The 18,173-nt window shown below is 47.6% G+C and carries 15 protein-coding genes; 6 read left to right on the plus strand and 9 right to left on the minus strand.

The features are described 5' to 3' along the window. A partial coding sequence (locus tag QUB63_RS22910) for an FG-GAP-like repeat-containing protein (protein WP_332947627.1) occupies positions 1-2,171 on the minus strand: 2,171 nt, incomplete at its 3' end. A 92-nt stretch (positions 2,172-2,263) separates the two neighbouring features. Between QUB63_RS22910 and QUB63_RS22915 the strand changes: the two genes are divergently transcribed. Beyond that, on the plus strand, positions 2,264-3,340 hold the full coding sequence (locus tag QUB63_RS22915; RefSeq protein WP_332947628.1) for a TIGR03032 family protein: 1,077 nt from the start codon (positions 2,264-2,266) through the stop codon (positions 3,338-3,340). A 143-nt stretch (positions 3,341-3,483) separates the two neighbouring features. Further along, the gene (locus tag QUB63_RS22920) at positions 3,484-4,137 is read left to right on the plus strand and encodes a Crp/Fnr family transcriptional regulator (protein ID WP_332947629.1); all 654 of its coding nucleotides are present in this window, start codon (positions 3,484-3,486) and stop codon (positions 4,135-4,137) included. A gap of 17 nt (positions 4,138-4,154) precedes the next feature. Here QUB63_RS22920 and QUB63_RS22925 read toward each other — a convergent pair whose 3' ends face one another. Next, complete coding sequence (locus QUB63_RS22925) at positions 4,155-6,677, minus strand: CHAT domain-containing protein (RefSeq protein WP_332947630.1); 2,523 nt, start codon at positions 6,675-6,677, stop codon at positions 4,155-4,157. Between the two features lie 39 nt (positions 6,678-6,716). On the opposite strand from QUB63_RS22925, the gene QUB63_RS35130 reads away from it, so the two are divergent. Beyond that, a complete protein-coding gene (locus tag QUB63_RS35130) occupies positions 6,717-6,917 on the plus strand; it encodes a hypothetical protein (RefSeq protein WP_442921843.1) in 201 nt (66 codons plus the stop codon). A 480-nt stretch (positions 6,918-7,397) separates the two neighbouring features. Here the strand turns inward: QUB63_RS35130 and QUB63_RS22935 are convergent, their stop codons facing one another. From QUB63_RS22935 to apcA, 4 genes are all read right to left on the minus strand, one after another. Next, positions 7,398-8,618 carry an FtsW/RodA/SpoVE family cell cycle protein gene (locus tag QUB63_RS22935; RefSeq protein WP_332947631.1) on the minus strand — a complete coding sequence of 407 codons (1,221 nt, stop codon included), beginning with the start codon at positions 8,616-8,618 and terminating at the stop codon, positions 7,398-7,400. Between the two features lie 278 nt (positions 8,619-8,896). After that, positions 8,897-9,100 (minus strand): phycobilisome linker polypeptide, encoded by a 204-nt coding sequence (locus QUB63_RS22940; RefSeq protein ID WP_006634929.1) that lies wholly within the window; start codon positions 9,098-9,100, stop codon positions 8,897-8,899. Positions 9,101-9,364: 264 nt separating this feature from the next. Then, the gene (apcB, locus tag QUB63_RS22945; protein ID WP_015176902.1) at positions 9,365-9,850 is read right to left on the minus strand and encodes an allophycocyanin subunit beta; all 486 of its coding nucleotides are present in this window, start codon (positions 9,848-9,850) and stop codon (positions 9,365-9,367) included. A 177-nt stretch (positions 9,851-10,027) separates the two neighbouring features. Continuing rightward, a complete protein-coding gene (gene apcA / locus QUB63_RS22950; protein ID WP_332947632.1) occupies positions 10,028-10,513 on the minus strand; it encodes an allophycocyanin subunit alpha in 486 nt (161 codons plus the stop codon). An 832-nt stretch (positions 10,514-11,345) separates the two neighbouring features. Here apcA and QUB63_RS22955 point away from each other — a divergent pair. Beyond that, entirely contained in the window at positions 11,346-12,554 is a 1,209-nt protein-coding gene (locus QUB63_RS22955) for an FHA domain-containing protein (RefSeq protein ID WP_332947633.1), read from the plus strand. A gap of 128 nt (positions 12,555-12,682) precedes the next feature. Here the strand turns inward: QUB63_RS22955 and QUB63_RS22960 are convergent, their stop codons facing one another. Beyond that, complete coding sequence (locus QUB63_RS22960) at positions 12,683-13,267, minus strand: endonuclease dU (RefSeq protein ID WP_332947634.1); 585 nt, start codon at positions 13,265-13,267, stop codon at positions 12,683-12,685. 285 nt (positions 13,268-13,552) lie between these two features. Between QUB63_RS22960 and glpK the strand changes: the two genes are divergently transcribed. Together glpK and QUB63_RS22970 are read left to right on the plus strand one after the other, a co-directional pair. Then, positions 13,553-15,040 carry a glycerol kinase GlpK gene (glpK, locus tag QUB63_RS22965; RefSeq protein WP_332947635.1) on the plus strand — a complete coding sequence of 496 codons (1,488 nt, stop codon included), beginning with the start codon at positions 13,553-13,555 and terminating at the stop codon, positions 15,038-15,040. Positions 15,041-15,113: 73 nt separating this feature from the next. Then, positions 15,114-15,485, plus strand: coding sequence for a c-type cytochrome (locus QUB63_RS22970; RefSeq protein ID WP_332947636.1), 372 nt, complete (start codon positions 15,114-15,116; stop codon positions 15,483-15,485). Positions 15,486-15,501: 16 nt separating this feature from the next. Here QUB63_RS22970 and QUB63_RS22975 read toward each other — a convergent pair whose 3' ends face one another. After that, positions 15,502-17,028 carry an NB-ARC domain-containing protein gene (locus QUB63_RS22975; RefSeq protein ID WP_332947637.1) on the minus strand — a complete coding sequence of 509 codons (1,527 nt, stop codon included), beginning with the start codon at positions 17,026-17,028 and terminating at the stop codon, positions 15,502-15,504. Positions 17,029-17,181: 153 nt separating this feature from the next. Further along, the gene (locus tag QUB63_RS22980) at positions 17,182-18,087 is read right to left on the minus strand and encodes an AraC family transcriptional regulator (protein WP_332947638.1); all 906 of its coding nucleotides are present in this window, start codon (positions 18,085-18,087) and stop codon (positions 17,182-17,184) included. Positions 18,088-18,173 lie beyond the last annotated feature (86 nt).

Consider the following 18,173-nt stretch of genomic DNA (forward strand, 5'->3'; position numbering starts at 1 on the left):
GTGACGGTAATAACTGGACTTCCGGTTTCTGTACTTGTGACTGGGGAAACTGAGAGGTTGACTGTGGGGAAGTCGTTGTCGGTAATTGTCAGTGTCGCAGTAGTATTGGCGGCAACTGGATCGAGAAAGTAGTTAAAATTGTTGGTATCGGCAGTGACGTTGACTTTGATTGTTTCCCCTGGGTTGACGATAGTATCATTGACGGGGACGGCATTGAGAACGGCGGTGGTTTGACCGGCGGCAATGGTGAAAGTGTTGGCAGTCACAGCCGCGATATTCGTACCCGCAGTTAAGGAGTAGTGGCCGGGGTTAGCGGCGGTACTGCTGGTAGTGTTGAAGTTGACGACTAAACCGCCTGCAGGGGCGGGAGTATCGAGGGTAATCGCAAATGTGCCGTTGGTGGAACCTGTTTCGGTGGGGGTGCTGCCGGCTGCGATGCTGACTTTGGGGGTGTTGCTGTTGAGGAGGATCGAGGTGGTGTTGCTACTAAAGTTCGCCGTTGCTACATCTGGTTTCCCGTCGCCGTTGAAGTCGCGAATGCTGACTGAATAAGGGCCACTCCCAGTAGTGAAGTCTACTTTGGGGGCGAAGGAGGGGGTGGTGGCGCCTGTTGCAGTTGTGTTGAGGAAGATCGAGGTGGTGTTGCTGTTATTATAGTTCGCCACGGCTAGGTCTGGTTTCCCGTCGCTGTTGAAGTCGCCGATGCTGACTGAAACGGAGCCAGTCCCAGCGGTGAAGTCTACTTTGGTGGCGAAGGTAGGGGTGGTGGCGCCTGTTGCAGTAGTGTTGAGGAAGATCGAGGTGGTGTTGCTGCTATAGTTCGCCACGGCTAGGTCTGGTTTCCCGTCGCTGTTGAAGTCGCCGATGCTGACGGAGCTGGGGCCACTCCCCGTAGTGAAGTCTACTTTGGGGGCGAAGGAGGGGGTGGTGGCACCTGTTGCGGTAGTGTTGAGCAGGATCGAGGTGGTGTTGCTGTTATAGTTCGCCACGGCTAGGTCTGGTTTCCCGTCGCCGTTGAAGTCGCCGGTGCTGACTGAAACGGGGCCAGTCCCAGCGGTGAAGTCTACTTTGGTGGCGAAGGTAGGGGTGGTGGCGCCTGTTGCAGTAGTGTTGAGCAGGATCGAGGTGATGTTGCTGTTAATGTTCGCCACAGCTATATCTGGTTTGCCGTCGCCGTTGATGTCGCCGATGCTGACGGATCTGGGGCGAATCCCGGTGGCGAAGTCTGCTTTGGGGGCGAAGGTGGGGGTGGTGGCACCTGTTGCGGTAGTGTTGAGCAGGATCGAGGTGGTGTTGCTGTTATAGTTCGCCGTTGCTACATCTGGTTTCCCGTCGCCGTTGAAGTCGCCGATGCTGACTAAAAAGGGGGCATTCCCAGTGGCGAAGTCTACTTTGGTGGCGAAGGTGGGGGTGGTGGCACCTGTTGCGGTAGTGTTGAGCAGGATCGAGGTGGTGCTGCTGTTAAAGTTCGCCGTTGCTACATCTGGTTTGCCGTCGCCGTTGAAGTCGCCGATGCTGACTGAAAAGGGGCCATTCCCAGTGGTGAAGTCTACTTTGGGGGCTAAACTCAGGATGCCGCTGTAGGTTTTGAGGGCGGTTTCTGTGAAGGGGAGTTTGGGCTTGTGGGGGGATGGGGGGATGAATTGAGTAAGTTTCCAGGTTCCTCCTAGTGCTGGGTTGCCGGTGGGGTGGGGGTTGGCGGCGATTTTTGCCCCGGTGAGTTGGTGGAGTTGAGCCAGAAAGTTCGGCAACGGATTCTGTAGCGGATGTAACGGATGGGTTGTTGGTGGGTGGTTTGGTTTTTGGTTAGTGGCTGTTACATCTTGTACGTTTTCGGTTGTCGCGGCGACGTTGCACCCGTACAGCAGGATGGATGCGTCTGCTGTGAGGCTTTTTCGCCACTGCTGTATCTGCTGAGTGTAGCGGGGGAGTGTTTCAATATTTAATGGTGTGCTGCCGAGTTGGAGGTGGCCGGGGGCACCGTGCGAGATGATGTGGATGGCTGAGTATTGTTTGCCTTTGAGGGTTTCGGCAATTTGTGCTATTGCATCGCAGTTGGGGTCGAGGATGGCGGTTTCGATGCCTTTGAGGATGCCGTCGCTCAGGGTTTCCCTGTCTGCGATATCGGAGGAGATGAAGGCGATTTGTCTAGTAATTATATTATGTGGCATGGTATGTTACCCCAGTTAAATTTGTAATAACTCTATCTTTGGGAAGATTATTTGTATACGATCGGGATCACAACTTGTTGCCTGTAAAATATATGACTTCTGATTCAATCCATGACCCCTCAGTTTTGAACACAATCGACAAACACGAAATTGTGGGCGATCGCGATTTTCCCACTTGGCTGGCCCAACAAAAAATCAGCCTCGCCTGCACTACCTATCAAACCAGTCGGTTGATGTTCATCGGTACCCACCCTGAAGCCAACCGCATCTCGGGTTTTTGGCGGATATTCGATCGCGCAATGGGGCTTTTCTGCACGCCGTCGCGCATTTACCTCAGTTCCAAATATCAACTCTGGCAATTAGAAAATGTGCTAGCCCCCGGACAACTGCATCAAGGTTACGATCGCCTTTACGTCCCCCGCATCGCCCGCACTACAGGCGACATCGACATCCACGATGTAGCTGTAGATAATAGCGGACAAGTAATTTTTATCAGCACATTACTCAATTGCATCGCCACATTCAGCGATTCTCACAGTTGCAAACCGCTGTGGAAACCGGGTTTTATCTCGCAATATGTTAACGAAGACCGCTGTCACCTCAACGGCTTAGCAATGGTGCAGGGAAAAGCTAAGTATGTGACGGCATCGAGTCAGTCTGATGTTGTAGATGGCTGGCGCGATCGCCGACAAAACGGCGGCATAGTTATAGATATAGAATCCAATGAAATTGTCGCATCAGGATTGTCAATGCCGCACTCGCCCCGCTGGTATCAGGACAAATTGTGGGTGCTCAATTCGGGGCGGGGAGAGTTGGGTTATGTGGATTTAGAGAGCGGTAAATTTCGGGCGATCGCATTTTGTCCGGGATACGTGCGAGGACTGGCATTTTGGCAAAACTGGGCGATTGTTGGACTTTCTAAACCTAGAGGCGGCGACAAGACTTTTAGCGGCTTAGAATTAGATGATTTGTTAGCACGAAAAGATGCTGAGCCGCGTTGTGGTATGATGGTAATTGATATTAATACTGGCGGTGTTGTTCACTGGCTTAGATTTGAAGGGGTGGTTACGGAACTTTATGATGTGCAAATCATCCCGGAAGTGCAAAGGGCGATGGCTTTAGGTTTTCAAACTGAAGAAATTGCTCAATTAATTACTTTGGAAGTTTAACAGATTTGCGCTCGAATCCGCGTTCAACTGATGGCTAAAGCTTATCTTGTCGCTAACCAGACGATTACCAAACCTTTACCTTTGTAAGCTAGAGTGAGAGCCGTAGGTCTTGCACCAGTGTTTTTTAGCTGGAAATAACGGATATGCCACCAACATCCAAAGCACTTTTAGCGGAAGTCCAGCATAACACGGGAGCGACTCGAAACTTGCATTTTTATGCCAAGGGCGAAACCATTCCTTTGATGTCGCAAGGCCTTTGGCGCGTCTGTCAAGGTTTAGCACAACTGAGTACGCTTTATCCAACCGGGGAAGAAGGACTTTTGGGTTGGGTGGGGCCTTCGATGTGCTTCGGTTTGTGGTTGACAAATTTGCAGACTTACCGAGCTACGGCGACATCTGATGTTTATTTGATGTGGTATTCTATGGTGGAAATCGAAGCTTCTCCTCAATTAGCTCACGAGTTGCTGCCTCAAATGGTACGGCGGATGCGGCAAATGGAAGCAATTTTAGCGATCGCCGGACAGCGCCGAGTAGATGACCGTTTGTATCAGCTACTGCTATTATTGCAACAGGAATTCGGTCAGCCTGTGGTTGAGGGAACTCGTTTGAATATCCGCTTGACACATCAAGATATTGCTAATGCGATTTGCACGACGCGGGTAACAGTAACGCGAATGCTGGGAAAATTGCAGCAGCAAGGGTTAATCAGTCGAGATAGCGATCGGCATTTAATACTTAACAAAGATGTTTTTGCGTCCGCCTCCGATTTGTTTGGCTGCAACCCTCCAGCAGTGTAGCAAGCGCCGAAAAAATCTTATTCTGCTTCGCCAATCAGCGTAAACGCTGCCCAATCTTGGGGAGTTGGGTGCATCTTCATTGTCATCAGCATCGCTTGTCGCAAAGCTTGAGCTTTATTCGGGTTTAGCTGTAACTGGCGATAGAATTCTGCCATTAATTCCGCTGTCGGCTCATCGGGCACAAACCACAGAGAAACGATAATACTGGAAACACCAGCACTAATTAAAGCACGAGATAACCCAAGCACACCATCACCTGTGAGTTTTCCTCTGCCAGTATTGCAAGCACTTAATACCACTAATTCAGCATTTAATTTTAAATCCAAGATTTCACTGGAAGTCAGCAATCCATCATCATTTCCTGATGGAGCAAGGGCGATCGCTCCCGGTAAATCTCGCCTCTTCACTTCATTGAGTAATCCGTGAGTTGCCAGATGAATAATCCGGGCTTTTAGCATCTGTTGAACAATCGATGCTTTAGTCGCTTGAGAGCCTGTAATCGGTTTAGTATTCAGAAGTTGGGCAATTGTAATTGCTTCCTGTTCGCTGCCCGGTAAGGGAGGTAATTGCTGCGGCGGGGTGCCAATTTTGGGCATAATTGGATTGCCGACGACGAGGTTATTTTGGAGAGTAAGTTGTCGGAATTTTTGCCGTGATTGGCGGGTTAACTGCAAAATTTGAATGGCGGGAGCGGTGAGGATGGTATGTTTTTCAATCAAATATTGACCTGTTTGATCTTGTAAGGCGACAAAGGGAACTAAAAACAGGGATTGATGGGGAATGAAGATGATAGGAGCATTCGGGTCAGTAGGTAAAAGATCGGCAATGGGTTGAATGAGTAGTTGATAACTTTGCTGTAATTTGGGGTAGATTATCCGAGAATTAGCAGGGGTAGAAGCAGGGGGATTAGCCGCTTGTTTATTGGCAGTGTCCCCCGCCGATACACCCAGAGCCTCGCGAGTGCCGCGAATCATCTCAGCTAAGGCTGTATCTTGCTCGTTTAATCCTCTCCTCCCGGTAGCAGCAGATACTCTTGTCTGTTCGGTGGCTTCGGGTAGATTGATGTTCAGAGATTTGAGGGCAACTGAGCGAAATGTAATTTCACCAGTCGGCTTGATGACCCAAATATAAAGGGCTTCATTCCAAATAGTTGAATACTCGACGATGGTAGCGTTTTGCTCTTTAGCAATTTGTTGAATTTGCTGGATATTGAGCGGATTGATAGTAGTTGCGACCGAGGCAGATGGGGCAAGGCGAGATGCCAATAACTCCACAAAAGCTCTGGCTCTACCCCGTTCGGAAATTTCTAAAGCGTCATTATTTTTGTTCTGAGCAATGAAGACTTGTTGTAAAGTGACGTAGGGGTTAGTTTGGGTTTCAAATATTGACACTTTATTGGCATCGTCTAATCCAGCTCGGAGAGATTCCAAAACTTTAATACTATCAAGTAGGGTTTTCTCTGCTGCTGGGAGATTGCCAGATATGTAGAGAGCCAATCCTAGATTGTTGAGAGCTCTCCCCTCGCTTTGGCGGTCTTTAATTTCTCGGGCGATCGCCAACGACTGCTGTTGGTACTCGATCGCTTTGGCGTAGTCGCCGAGGTTACTGTAAGCAAGTCCCAGATTTCCCAGAGCCACCCCCTCGCTATGGCGGTCTTTAGTTTCTCGCGCGATCGCCAACAACTGCTGAGTGTACTCGATCGCTTTGGCGTAGTCGCCGAGGTTACTGTAAGCAAGTCCCAGATTTCCCAGAGCCGCCCCCTCGCTTTTGCGGTCTTGAATTTCTCGGGCGATCGCCAACCACTGCTGAGCGTACTCGATCGCTTTGGCGTAGTCGCCGAGGGAAAAGTAAGCAAGTCCCAGATTTCCCAGAGCTTTCCCCTCGCTTTGGCGGTCTTTAATTTCTCGCGCGATCGCCAACACCTGCTGAGTGTACTCGATCGCTTTGGCGTAGTCGCCCAGGTAAAGGTAAGCAAGTCCCAGACTTCCCAGAGCCGCTCCCTCGCTTTGGCGGTCTTTAATTTCTCGCGCGAGTACCAACAACTGCTGTTGGTACTCACTCGCTTTGGCGTAGTCGCCGAGGGAAAAGTAAGCAATTCCCAGATTTCCCAGAGCTTTCCCCTCGCTTTGGCGGTCTTTAATTTCTCGATAAATTATTAGTGCCTGTTGCCAAGACTGCAATGCAGCTTGAAATTGACTAATCTGATGCTGCTGAATCCCTTGGTTTAACAGTCGGTCTGCTTCGGCTTTCCGCTGAGCTTGAGTTTGAGCCAAGGCCTGAGAATTGATGATTTTAAATTGAGAATTAGGGATAAATCGAAACTCACCTAAAGTCAGCGCCGCTAAGATTGAGATCAGCGCCGACAATCCAATTTTTTGCAGTTTCATAACTTTTGACAGGCCTCTGGTTTGAATATCCGCTTGACACATCAAGATATTGCTAATGCGATTTGCACGACGCGGTTCAGTTGACAGTTGACTGTTGACTGTTGACTGTTGACTGTTGACTGTTGACTGTTGACTGTTGACTGTTGACCGCACGGGGGGCGACATCTACCTGGAAGTCCGAGGATTGGAGTAATGAATAGTCTTCTTTTAATTTCTCCCGAAGAAGCTTGGGGCTTTAAACCAATTCTTTCTGGTAACAGTAACGCGAATGCTGGGAAAATTGCAGCAGCAAGGGTTAATCAGTCGAGATCGCCATCTCGGCATTTAATTCTTAACAAAGGTGTTTTTGCCTCCGCCTCCGATTTGTTTGGCTGCAACCCTCCAGCAGTGTAGAACCGACTGGAATTTGCATCTACATAATCCTGTCTAATATTAAAGCTCAAATCCCACTGCATGAGAATTGTCTGTCTTGATTTTCCTTCCCCTATCTACAGCAATACCTTTAGCAGTTAGAAAAGATATAATTAAGCGGTGCATCTATTTAGGAAAAAACTCAATGTCTAACTCAACTCCAGAAACACCAAAACCCGACAAAAAAGAATTAATTGACATCACAGCTAAGCCTCAAGAACAACCTGAAGAACCGCCAAATAAGGGTGATGGGCGCAAATAAATATAGTCCTGGACGCAGAAACCGGGTTTTTTTACAAAAATATTGCTTCACAGCCTTTAATATCGGTGAAAAACCCGGTTTCGAGGAGTCAGAAATGCGTAAGTCTTGAAATAGTCGATCGCCCGCCACGATACCGCAGTAGAAGCTAAAAAACCCGGTTTCTCGTTGAAACTCGGGCGTTGAGGAAATAACTTGACAAATTACTCGGTTTGTGTCTTGCCGTTGGGCGATCGCAACTTCGGCTTTCCCGGCTTCCCCCGGAGGCCGTCCAGAGAAACCACCTCAGCCTCAGAACCCTCCCTAGCCACCCGAATCAGCAACCCCGACAACAAAAAACTCGCCACCATCGAAGAGCCCCCGTAACTAAAAAACGGCAGCGGCAAACCCGTAGTCGGCAAAACCCCCGTCGCCACCCCAATATTCAGCAGCGACTGTCCCACCATCACCACCATCACCCCAATCGCCACCAACTGAGACTCAATATTCCGGGCCCGCGTCGCCACCCTCAAAGCCACCGTAGCGTAAGCCGCCAACATCAGCAACAGCGCGAAACCTCCCACCAAACCAAACTCCTCAGCAAACACAGCAAAAATAAAATCGCTGTACTGAATCGGCAAATAAAATAACTTTTGCTGCGACATCCCGAAACCCACACCCCAAATGCCCCCAGAACCGACAGCCAGCAGACTTTGAATCAACTGATAGCCGTCTTGCATCGGATCGGCCCAAGGATTGAGAAAAGACATAATCCGGCGGCGCTGATATTCCCTAAAACTAATACTTGAAACCGCCAACAGCATTCCCCCCATAGCCGTGGCGCCCAACTGCAAGTAAGGCAAGCCCGCCGCCAAAGCCACCAACCACAAAGTCATCCCGCACAAAGCCGTGGTGCTCAAATTCGGCTGCAACAAAATTCCCAACAGCATTGCGCCGAAAATTAACAGCCAGGTAAAGCGAACTTTATTCGTCAACCGGGGCCAGTTGCCGAAAATGCGGGCGCTTTGGAGAACGAAAAACGGCTTGATCAACTCAGAAGGTTGAATAATCGGCACCGGGCCCAGAGATATCCAGCGAGTCGCCCCGTTGACGGTGGTTCCCACTCCCGGAATTAAGGTCAACCACAGCAATCCCAGCAGCAACAAAATGCCCAACTGAGCTGTTTTCAGCAGGTAGCGCAGGGGGGAGTACACCATTAAGTTAAAACCTGCTAGCCCGATCGCCACTGCGATTAGCTGCCGTTTAAAATAGTAAAGGCCGTCTCCAAATTCAGAATTTGCGATCGGATAGGAAGCGGAAAACAAAGCTGTCAGCCCTACAAACAGCCACACAAAAGTCAACCACCGCAGCCACCTGGCCTCAGCGGCCCATTGCGAGGCGCTGGGGTCTAAAAATGGAATGAAGCGTCGAATGTCATTAGTCATTAGTTATGAGTCATTAGTCATTAGTCATTAGTCATTAGTCATTAGTCATTAGTCATTAGTCATTAGTCATTAGTTTAAGAATTACAGACATCCGTGACATCTCGCGCAAGCAAATCCGTTGCCGAACTTCCTGAAATTCGTGACATCCGTGACATCCGTGACATCCGTGACATCCGTTAAAAAATCCGTTGCCGAACTTCCTTCTTCTATAAAATCATAGCAACAAAAAAAGAGGTCGCGATCGACCTCTTGCCCCTCTATAAATCCATTCTCGGATTTTAAAGTAGGCCAGTATTAGCTCCGGGCTTACCGGTAGCCAGTTGTACTTTAATAATTCTGCCGCCCATTTTCATAATTCTTTGCTGTTCCCGGAACCAGTTGTCATAGGGAACCAGCTTAGTAAAATAGGTATTTTGCAATTCGCGCTGAGTGCGGATGCGAGTTTGGCTGGGGACGCAAGCAGTCACTTTAAACATTCTCATGGGAAACAAACTCCTGAGTAGGTTTACAGATTTTTAGATGGATTTTAAAAAGATTGAAGTCAGGGAGTTAGGAGTCAAAACTAGCTCGTTAAAACTCGTCGGGCTTTCTCGACTGGCCTTTGACGGTCTAGCAATCACTCTCAACTTCCCTGACCTCTGTCAAAGCCAAAGGTAACAAGTCAAAAGGTACAAGTTAAAAGAGGCAAGAAATAAATGTTATTCCTTCTTCCTTCTTCCTTCTGCCTTCTTCCTTATGCCTTCGGTTTAGCTCAAGCCAGAGCAGATGTAGTCGAAATAGACGCCCATTTCTTTACCAGCGTCAGAACCGACCAAACCGGCGGTGACTTCTTTCATTGCTTGGATTGCTTGTACGGTAGAACCGATGGGCACGCCCAAGGAGTTGTAGGTTTCTTTCAAACCGTTGAGCACGCGCTCGTCGAGGATGGAAGGGTCGCCAGCTAGCATGGCGTAGGTGGCGTAGCGGAGGTAGTAGTCCAAGTCGCGGATGCAAGCTGCATAACGACGGGTGGTGTACATATTGCCGCCGGGACGAGTTACGTCAGAGTACAACAGAGACTTAGCAACTGCTTCTTTGACGATTGTGGCTGCATTGGCGCTGATGGAGGTAGCGGCGCGGACGCGCAGTTCACCAGAAGCGAAGTAGTTCTTGAGCTTGTCTAATGCGCTGATGTCCAGGTACTTACCTTGAACGTCAGAGGAATTGATAACGGCGGTAATTGCGTCTTGCATGGTTGTCTTGTTTCCTAGAAAGTGGCTGAGTCAGTCCAATTTTGGAGCTAGAATTTGAGATTTGGGATTGGGGATTTGAGATTTCCCAGTTGGTTGGTTATCTGCAAAAGCTTTTAGCTTGTTGTCAGCAACCCCCGATTGTTCAATCTAAAATCTATAATCAAAAATCGAAATTCCTTACTGCATCGCACCGATAACGTAGTCGAAGTAAGAGGAAGCTTCGGAAGCATCTTCTCCAGACAGCAGCGAAGAAGCTGCATTTTTCATAGCGCGCACGCCTTCGGCGACGGCTTCAATCGGGGTGCCGAGAGATTTGTACATTTCGCGGACGCCGACAATACCGATTTCTTCGATCGGAGTAATGTCGCCAGCTACGATTCCGTAGGTGATCAAACGCAGGTAGTAGTCCAAGTCGCGCAAGCAAGTTGCGGTCATTTCTTCGCCGTAAGCGTTGCCGCCGGGAGAAACAACATCAGGGCGCTTTTGGAAAAGTTGGTCGCCTGCTGTCTTGACGATACGTTCGCGGGATTCGCTCAAAATTTGGGCGATGCGGACGCGGCGTTCACCAGAGGTGACGAAGCTCTTGATCCGATCTAATTCACCTGGGCTCAAGTAGCGAGCTTCGGCGTCTGCGTTGACGATTGACTTGGTGACGATACTCATCTTGTGTGTACCCGCTGGATATTTTGCTATATGAACTGCTCTGCGCTGAAGCTCGCGAAGGCGGGCGCTTGCATCCCGTATCTTTCATGCTCAGGCAGGAGCTTTGACGCCCGAGGCCGGACTTTCCTTTTGCCAGAAACTGTTGAAGTTGTTGGCGGGTGTCTGCCTTCGGTGTTTGACGGCGCTGGTTCTTTACGCCGGTGCGTTTGTGAGTGCTCGCACTGAGCCTGTCGCTTAGAATACCACATTAGACTGATGCGATCTTTAATTTTCGATCGAGATTGCAGCAGATCGGTAAAGTGGCGATCGAGTGACTGTCGGGCAGTTAGTCAGGATCTGATTGTTCCTGTAACGCAACTACCTCTCGCAAGTATTTTGAGGCATTATGTTCACATTCTGAGTGTTACTGTAATAGTTTGTAACATTCCTTTTCATATTTGGGCCCAAGCCTACGCCCGACGGGGGCCAATTTTACAGTAAAAAAAATAGCTAAAATTATCTCGTAGCAAAGGTTACAGGCGATCGCACTTTGAGGCATTTGTCCCGCAGGCGACGGCGCGAGGCTCAAACACTTGTCCCAGAGACGGAGACAAAGGCGGGAGATAGAGGAGAGACACAGGGGCGACAGGTGGGGATCGGAAATCGTGACTTTCGAGCTTGTAGCTAAATTTGGCTCTCGCCTAAAAACGGATACAAGTTTCCGACACTTGGACGCGGGCCCACCAAAATTTTAGACTTTTGTTCAAATTCCCAGACTCATCTGTGGAATAAATCTAAAATCTAAAATCCAAAATCCAAAATCGATCGACTCGGACTTTTAACCAGGTGCGCCGTGAAAAGAAATCTATCAGCCCTTAAAAAAGCTTTGCAGTTTGGGATTAGCGGTGCTGTCGGCGGTTTCGCCGGCAATCTCATCACCGAACCTTTCATGCAGCGGCTCAATAATTCACAATCTGTTTTTGACAGTGTATTGTCCACAGCTCGATGGTTTGGATTGGTAGGCGGCGGCATTGCTACTGCGATTATGTTCGGCTATTATTACTATATCAAAGGCAAGCCTCAAATTAAACAATCTTTAAAAAATGGCGGATTGTTTGGTGTAATCGCCGGGGCCATTTCTGGAGCAATAGCCGAAGGTATTTTTAGCGGGATTGGCGATGGCGAAAACGAAATATTGCGAGTGATTTGCTGGGGAATAGCCGGCAGTTTGTTAGGACTTGGACTTTCCAAACGGATTCCCAATTTGGGAGGGCTGCGCGGCGCGGGAGGCGGCGGTGTGGGAGGCGTTTTGGGCGGCTGTTTGTTTATTCTGTTTGCTTACAATTTATCCGGTACGGCGGGCCGTTTAGCTGGCTGTGCTGCGATCGGCTTTTGGATTGGAATTATGCTAGTTGTCGCCGAAACTTTGTTTAACAAAGCTTGGCTGGTAATTAGTTACGATACCGGAGCAAATCGCACTCTGACTCTGGGCGCTGAACCGGTGACTTTTGGCAGTGATGAAAATAAGTCTATTATCTGTATTCCTGATGTTTCGCCCTTAGCGATGCGGTTTCAATTGGAAGCAGGTCAAATTGTTTGCGAGAATGTGGATAGCGGGGCGGTGAGTTATTTGCGATCGGGCGATCAAAAGAGAATCGGCAACTGTACAATTACAGTGGGAAACTCTGATTTGCCCGCTCCTAATTCGGCTCGGGTTACGCCGACTATTTTATCACAAGAATCCCCAGCCAATGCTTTTACCAGCGGTCAATTTTTGCTGAAATTGGGAAGTCGAGTTATTCCTCTGACTGGGGGTACTCAGCTATTCACATCTGACATTCCGAGTTTAACGGCTACGGCATCTAACGGTGCGGTAGCGGTGGTGAATTCTCGATCGCGAAACGAGCTATCCTTGGGATTGACCAATTTGGGCGATCGCTCTTGGTGGGCCACAGACAGTCAAGGCGACATGAAAATGATTGAACCGGAAAGTACCCTAACTCTCGCATTGGGAACTAAAATCGAATTCGGTGAAATTGAGGGCGAGATTGTCGGAAGCTAAATAATCTTAAATCCGTCTCCCCATAGGTTCGATCGTTCGGAATGCGAGTCCTCTAATTTGGATGCGGACTCGCATTCCGAACGATCGAACCTTGTTGATTTCAGCAAATAAAATCACAGATAATAAATTCAAGCAGAACTGCCGCTAACACCAGTAATAACAGCCGCACCAATCAAATGAGCCAAACGCAAAGCTTCAGGAACCTTACCAGTATCAGTCAAACGCTGGAGCACCAGCGCAATTACCTCCGGTTGTTCGCCGCACACTTGAAAAAAGAAAGGTTCAAAAGCGTAAATTTTCCCAGCGCGGCGCAACAATTCTAAACGGTATTCCGAGTCGGGTAAATGACCGAGGGCTTTTTCAACAGCAGCTAAATCTGGTTGGCGGCGCATGACAGCAACGCAAGGAATTTGCAGCCGCGATGCTAACTTGGGAAGGTCAATAATATTGAAGCCGCCGAAAGCAATTCCATCAAGCAAAACGAGATGCAATTGCGGCAAAAATTTGCCTCCGAGAAGTAGCTGACAAATAGCATCAGTGGCATCTAACCCGTCTGGGAGGACTTGTCCCCAGACCATTCCTTCAAATCGAGTTCCCCCGCAGACTACGCCCGCGATCGACACTGGGCTGCCGCTGCTACGAGAAAATGGAGCGTCGTCAAAGCCAATAACCTTAATTGTGCGATCGAGCCTGAGCAATTCTGCTAGTTTCAAAGTAGGGACTTCCCTAAACTAAAAATTTTGAGATAAATTGGACTTTGACATATTATCATAGATGTTACAGACTCGAACCATAAGTAAATCCACTTAATTAAACGTAAAAGACGGCTCGCGCTCAAGCTTGCTGTGTATGTCTTCTTCCTTCTTTTTACCTTGAGCGAAGTCTTTCATGCCTTCTTACTTCTTACTTCTTACTTATTCATGAAATCCGTTACATCCGTTACATCCGTTACAGAATCCGTTGCCGAACTTCCTTCTACTTAAAAAGGTTTTAAACACTTGAGCAAAAAATACGTAGCAGCGATCGACCAAGGAACCACCAGCACCAGGTTTATCGTATTCGATCGCCAGGGACAGATAATTTGCAGCAACCAACAAGAACACCAGCAAATATATCCGCAACCAGGATGGGTTGAACACAATCCCGAGGAAATTTGGCAGCGCACCCAAAGCGTGATTAAAAATGCGCTCGAAATCGGCAATATCGATGTGAAAGATATTGCAGCCCTCGGCATTACCAACCAGCGCGAAACAGCAATTGTTTGGGACAAAAACACCGGAAAATCTTACGGGAATGCGCTTGTGTGGCAAGATACCCGCACTCACCAAATTTGTACTAGCTTAGCAGAAATTGACGGCAAAGATCGATTTCGAGATCGCTGCGGTTTACCGCTAGCAACTTATTTCAGCGGGCCGAAGATTAAGTGGATGCTGGACAATATTGCAGGATTGCGGGAAGCTGCAAATCGCGGCGAGGCGATTTTTGGCAATGTCGATTCTTTTCTAATTTGGCACCTGACTGGCGGCACGCACATTACCGATGTTACCAACGCCAGCCGCACGATGCTGATGGATTTGCAAACCCTCGATTGGGATGCGGAAACTTTGGAAATAATGGCAATTCCCCGCCGGATGCTGCCAGAAATTCGCCCTTCAAGTCAAGTTTTTGGCACTGCAAAAGGATTGTTAGATGGTGTTCCAATTGCTGCTGCTTTGGGCGATCAGCAGGCCGCCCTCGTCGGGCAAACTTGTTTCAGTCCCGGAGAGGCGAAAAATACTTACGGTACGGGCTGTTTTATGCTGCTGAATACTGGTGAGGCGATCGTCCCTTCAAAGCAAGGATTACTAACAACAGTCGCCTACAAGATGGGAGAATCGCCCGCTGTGTATGCTTTGGAAGGCAGTATTGCGATCGCCGGAGCATTAGTGCAGTGGCTGCGGGACAATTTGGGCATCATCAACACATCTGCAGAAGTAGAAACATTAGCAAATACAGTCGAAGATAGCGGCGGAGTTTACATTGTGCCGGCCTTTTCTGGACTCTACGCGCCCTATTGGCAAGACAGCGCCCGGGGAGTAATTGCAGGTTTAACTCGCTACGCGACTAAGGCACACATTGCGCGCGCAGTATTGGAAGCGACAGCTTGGCAAACGCGCGAAGTATTGGATGCGATGAATCAGGATTGTGCCGTGCAGCTTTTGTCTTTAAAAGTAGACGGAGGCATGGTGGGAAATCACACGCTGATGCAGTTTCAGAGCGATGTTTTGGGAGTGCCTGTGGTGCGGCCTGCGGTAGCAGAAACTACTGCACTCGGTGCGGCTTATGCGGCTGGTTTGGCGGTGGGTTTTTGGAGCAAACTAGCCGAATTGCGGGATAATTGGGCGGTGGATTTTACTTGGGAACCCCAAATGCCGAGATCACTTCGGGAGCAAAAATACCGCTTTTGGAAAAAAGCAGTTACCCGCACCTTCGACTGGGAAGAATGAATCGCTGATTTAACCCAAAAAGCGCATTTAGTGATATCATCGAATCCAGCACTATTTTTAAACCTGCAAATAGATGATTTCGCTAAATAACTTTAAAAAAATCCTCACCGCCATTCTATTAATACTGACACTGGGATTTGTAGAAATCGCCACTAATTCCCACAGTGCGATCGCAGATACAGCTACAAATCCCACAACCGCAGCCGAAGTCTTCAGCGCCAACTGTGCAGGCTGTCACATCAACGGCAGCAACATTATCAGGCGCGGCAAAAACTTGAAACAAAAAGCATTAAAAAAATATAAGATGGACTCGATTGCCAATATTTCAAATTTAGTAACCAACGGTAAAGGTATTATGCCCGCTTACAAAGATCGTTTGTCAGAACAACAAATAATCGAGGTTTCCGCCTACGTGCTATCTCAAGCCGAAACCGATTGGAAATAGAACCTCGATAGATTATTTATCGCTTAGGCAATCTTGCCACAGACATCAGATATTTCTTTACCGCAGGTTGAAGCGCGAACAGAGTTTCACTTTCTGCTGGGACTGTTTCAATTAGCGATCGCCTTAAAAGCGATTCTAACGCCTTCAGCAATTCTAAACCCCTCTCTTGCTGAATATCCGAGTACAAATTTTCACAACCAACAGGCTTGACTTCTTTCGCCATCCAGTGTAATAGCTGGATTTCTAATCCTGATAAGCGATTAAACTGCCGAGATAACGTATCGCTATAATCTCCCAGAAACAGCCCATTTCTTAAAAAGTTAGCAATGCTGTCCCCAAACATATCATGAATAGTTGTCGTTACTATTTTTAACGCTAAAGGATTGCCGCTGTATGCCTCTATCAATTGTGAGTATTCACCTTCTTCAGACAAACCCTTGTTTTTAAGGATTTCCACAGCCGCTTCTCCCAAACTACCCAATTTCAACGACCGTACAGATTGATTTTGACCTTCTAACGCCGCAATTTCTTTAGGTTTTTCGCAGCTAGTCAACAGCAAGCAACTTTGATGCTGCGATGTTCCTACTTGTTTCAGAAATTCCCCATACACTTGATATCCTTCTCGATAATTTCCTGTTAACTGATCGGTGCAGAAAACAGCTTCCCACTCATCTAAGATTATCAAACATCGACGCTTTTGTAAACACTGAATCAGGCGCTGGATACCATCAGCGATGATTGTCTGTTCTATTGCATTTGTGGAAGCGATTAGGTTATGCAGGGGAAAATTAAGCTGCGAGATCGCAGATTGAAAAAGTTTTTTATCAGGAGTAATTAACTGCAATTTCTCTAAATCGCTTTGCGGTTTATCAGATAAAAATTCGATGAGATTTATTATAGTATCTGCCAACACAGGTGCATGACTGAGGTTGACCCCAATTACGCACTCAAACTGGTGTTTAATCAGATTTGTTAGCTTAGATGCTAAAGCAGTTTTGCCAATGCCACCCATACCCAATACAGCAACTAAGCGGCAGTCTTCTTGTAAAATCCATTGTTCTAAGTTAGCAAGTTCTGTTGTGCGCCCGTAGAAAATAGACGTATCCACCGCCAGCCCCCATTCAGTTCGATTTTCAATGGGAGTTTGGGTAGTTTGAGTATAATTTATCAAGGTAGGAAACAATGTTTCTCCATTCCCCTTTTGTTTATAACCAAATATTTCTAGCATACTTGGGATTTCTTTCCAGTCTTTCGGTTGTTGCAGCGTCAAAACTTGAATGTAGCGATACAGCCCTCTCGATAAGTCTACTCTAATACCGGCACATTCGCGGTGGAGTGCGGCGGCGATTTCCGGCGGGCTATAATTGCAAAGCAATCCTCGCAGGTAAGTTTTTTCTAAAGGAGTGAGTCGCTGCTTTCTACTGCAAGTGTAATCTTGCTTGGCCGCTGTCAAGTCTGCATATAACTGTTCGAGATTCCAGCCAGCCGCAGCCTCTATAAACTTCTGTGCTGGTATTTGTAAAAGTTTATTTCCCTGTGTCATGTATATTCATAATAAGTAAACGCCCCGTCAACTCGATACAGCTACTTTGTCAGTCCGAAAAAGTTAGATGCACCTGATGCAACCTTGTAAGCGACTTTAATCTGTTTTGCCAGTTCAAGTCGAACACTTCCTTGCGATTTGAACATAATCTTGCTAAATCATGCGAAACTGTTTAGGTGAAATGCCTGTGTATCGGCGAAAGCACTTTGCAAAATGACTGGGATTGGCAAAGCCACACTCGATCGCAATATTGTTTATTGTCCATTCTGTCTGCTTTAGTAGTTGCTTCGATCGCTCTACTCGTTGCTGAATTAAGTAAGCATGAGGAGTCATTCCAGTTGATTGCTTAAACAATCGACAGAAATAGTATTGACTCATACCTAATTCGGCTGAAATTTCTGCTAACGATACATTTTCACTAAAACGATCGTTGATGTATTCAATAGCTTGCTTCAGTTTGTATTTTGGCAAGCCGTCTTCATATTCCATCAGAATATGCTTGCGGGTTGAGTAATATGTTAAGCAATGAGCCGCTAGAGCCGTCGCCATTGAATCCGCATAAAAGCAACTATTATTTGGATCGTTTTCCAATACTGCTGTCAGTGCTAAGATAATTTGCCAAACTAGCGGATCGGGTTTTTTAAGCGTGAGATTAACTTCAACTCGATCTGGGTTTACTGACTCATAGGCGGCATGATTAAGAAATGTAGGCTCAAGGTAGCAGTGAGTGATATCATTTTCCTGACTCCACCTAGCCTTAATAGGTGCGTAAGCAGGAAGTATTTCAATGCAACCCGTTTCATCCCGGTCATGCTGCACTAGGTGACGCTTACCATCAAAGGCTAATTCCACTTCTGTTGGCTGCTTCCAAAATGGAAGACAAATTATATGTTGCAAACCCGATGTTTCAGGAATTTCCATTGCAGGCAGTTGATAGTGTGCTAGATGAATATTTTTCCATCCGGCGTCATGACTAGAGTGAATGAGCGGGCGCTGAACAAACTTTGAAGTTGCATCTTGTTGAGAATAATCAACAGCTAAAGGTCTTTCTGTTAGCATCCTTTTCTGCCCTTCCAATACCTGTGGATAAAATTTTTGTCCAGTAGCTACCTCATCGGTATAACTACGAGTTATACGGAAACTTT

Origin of the sequence: Microcoleus sp. ARI1-B5 (assembly GCF_036705795.1) — a bacterium.
GTDB lineage: Bacteria > Cyanobacteriota > Cyanobacteriia > Cyanobacteriales > Microcoleaceae > Microcoleus.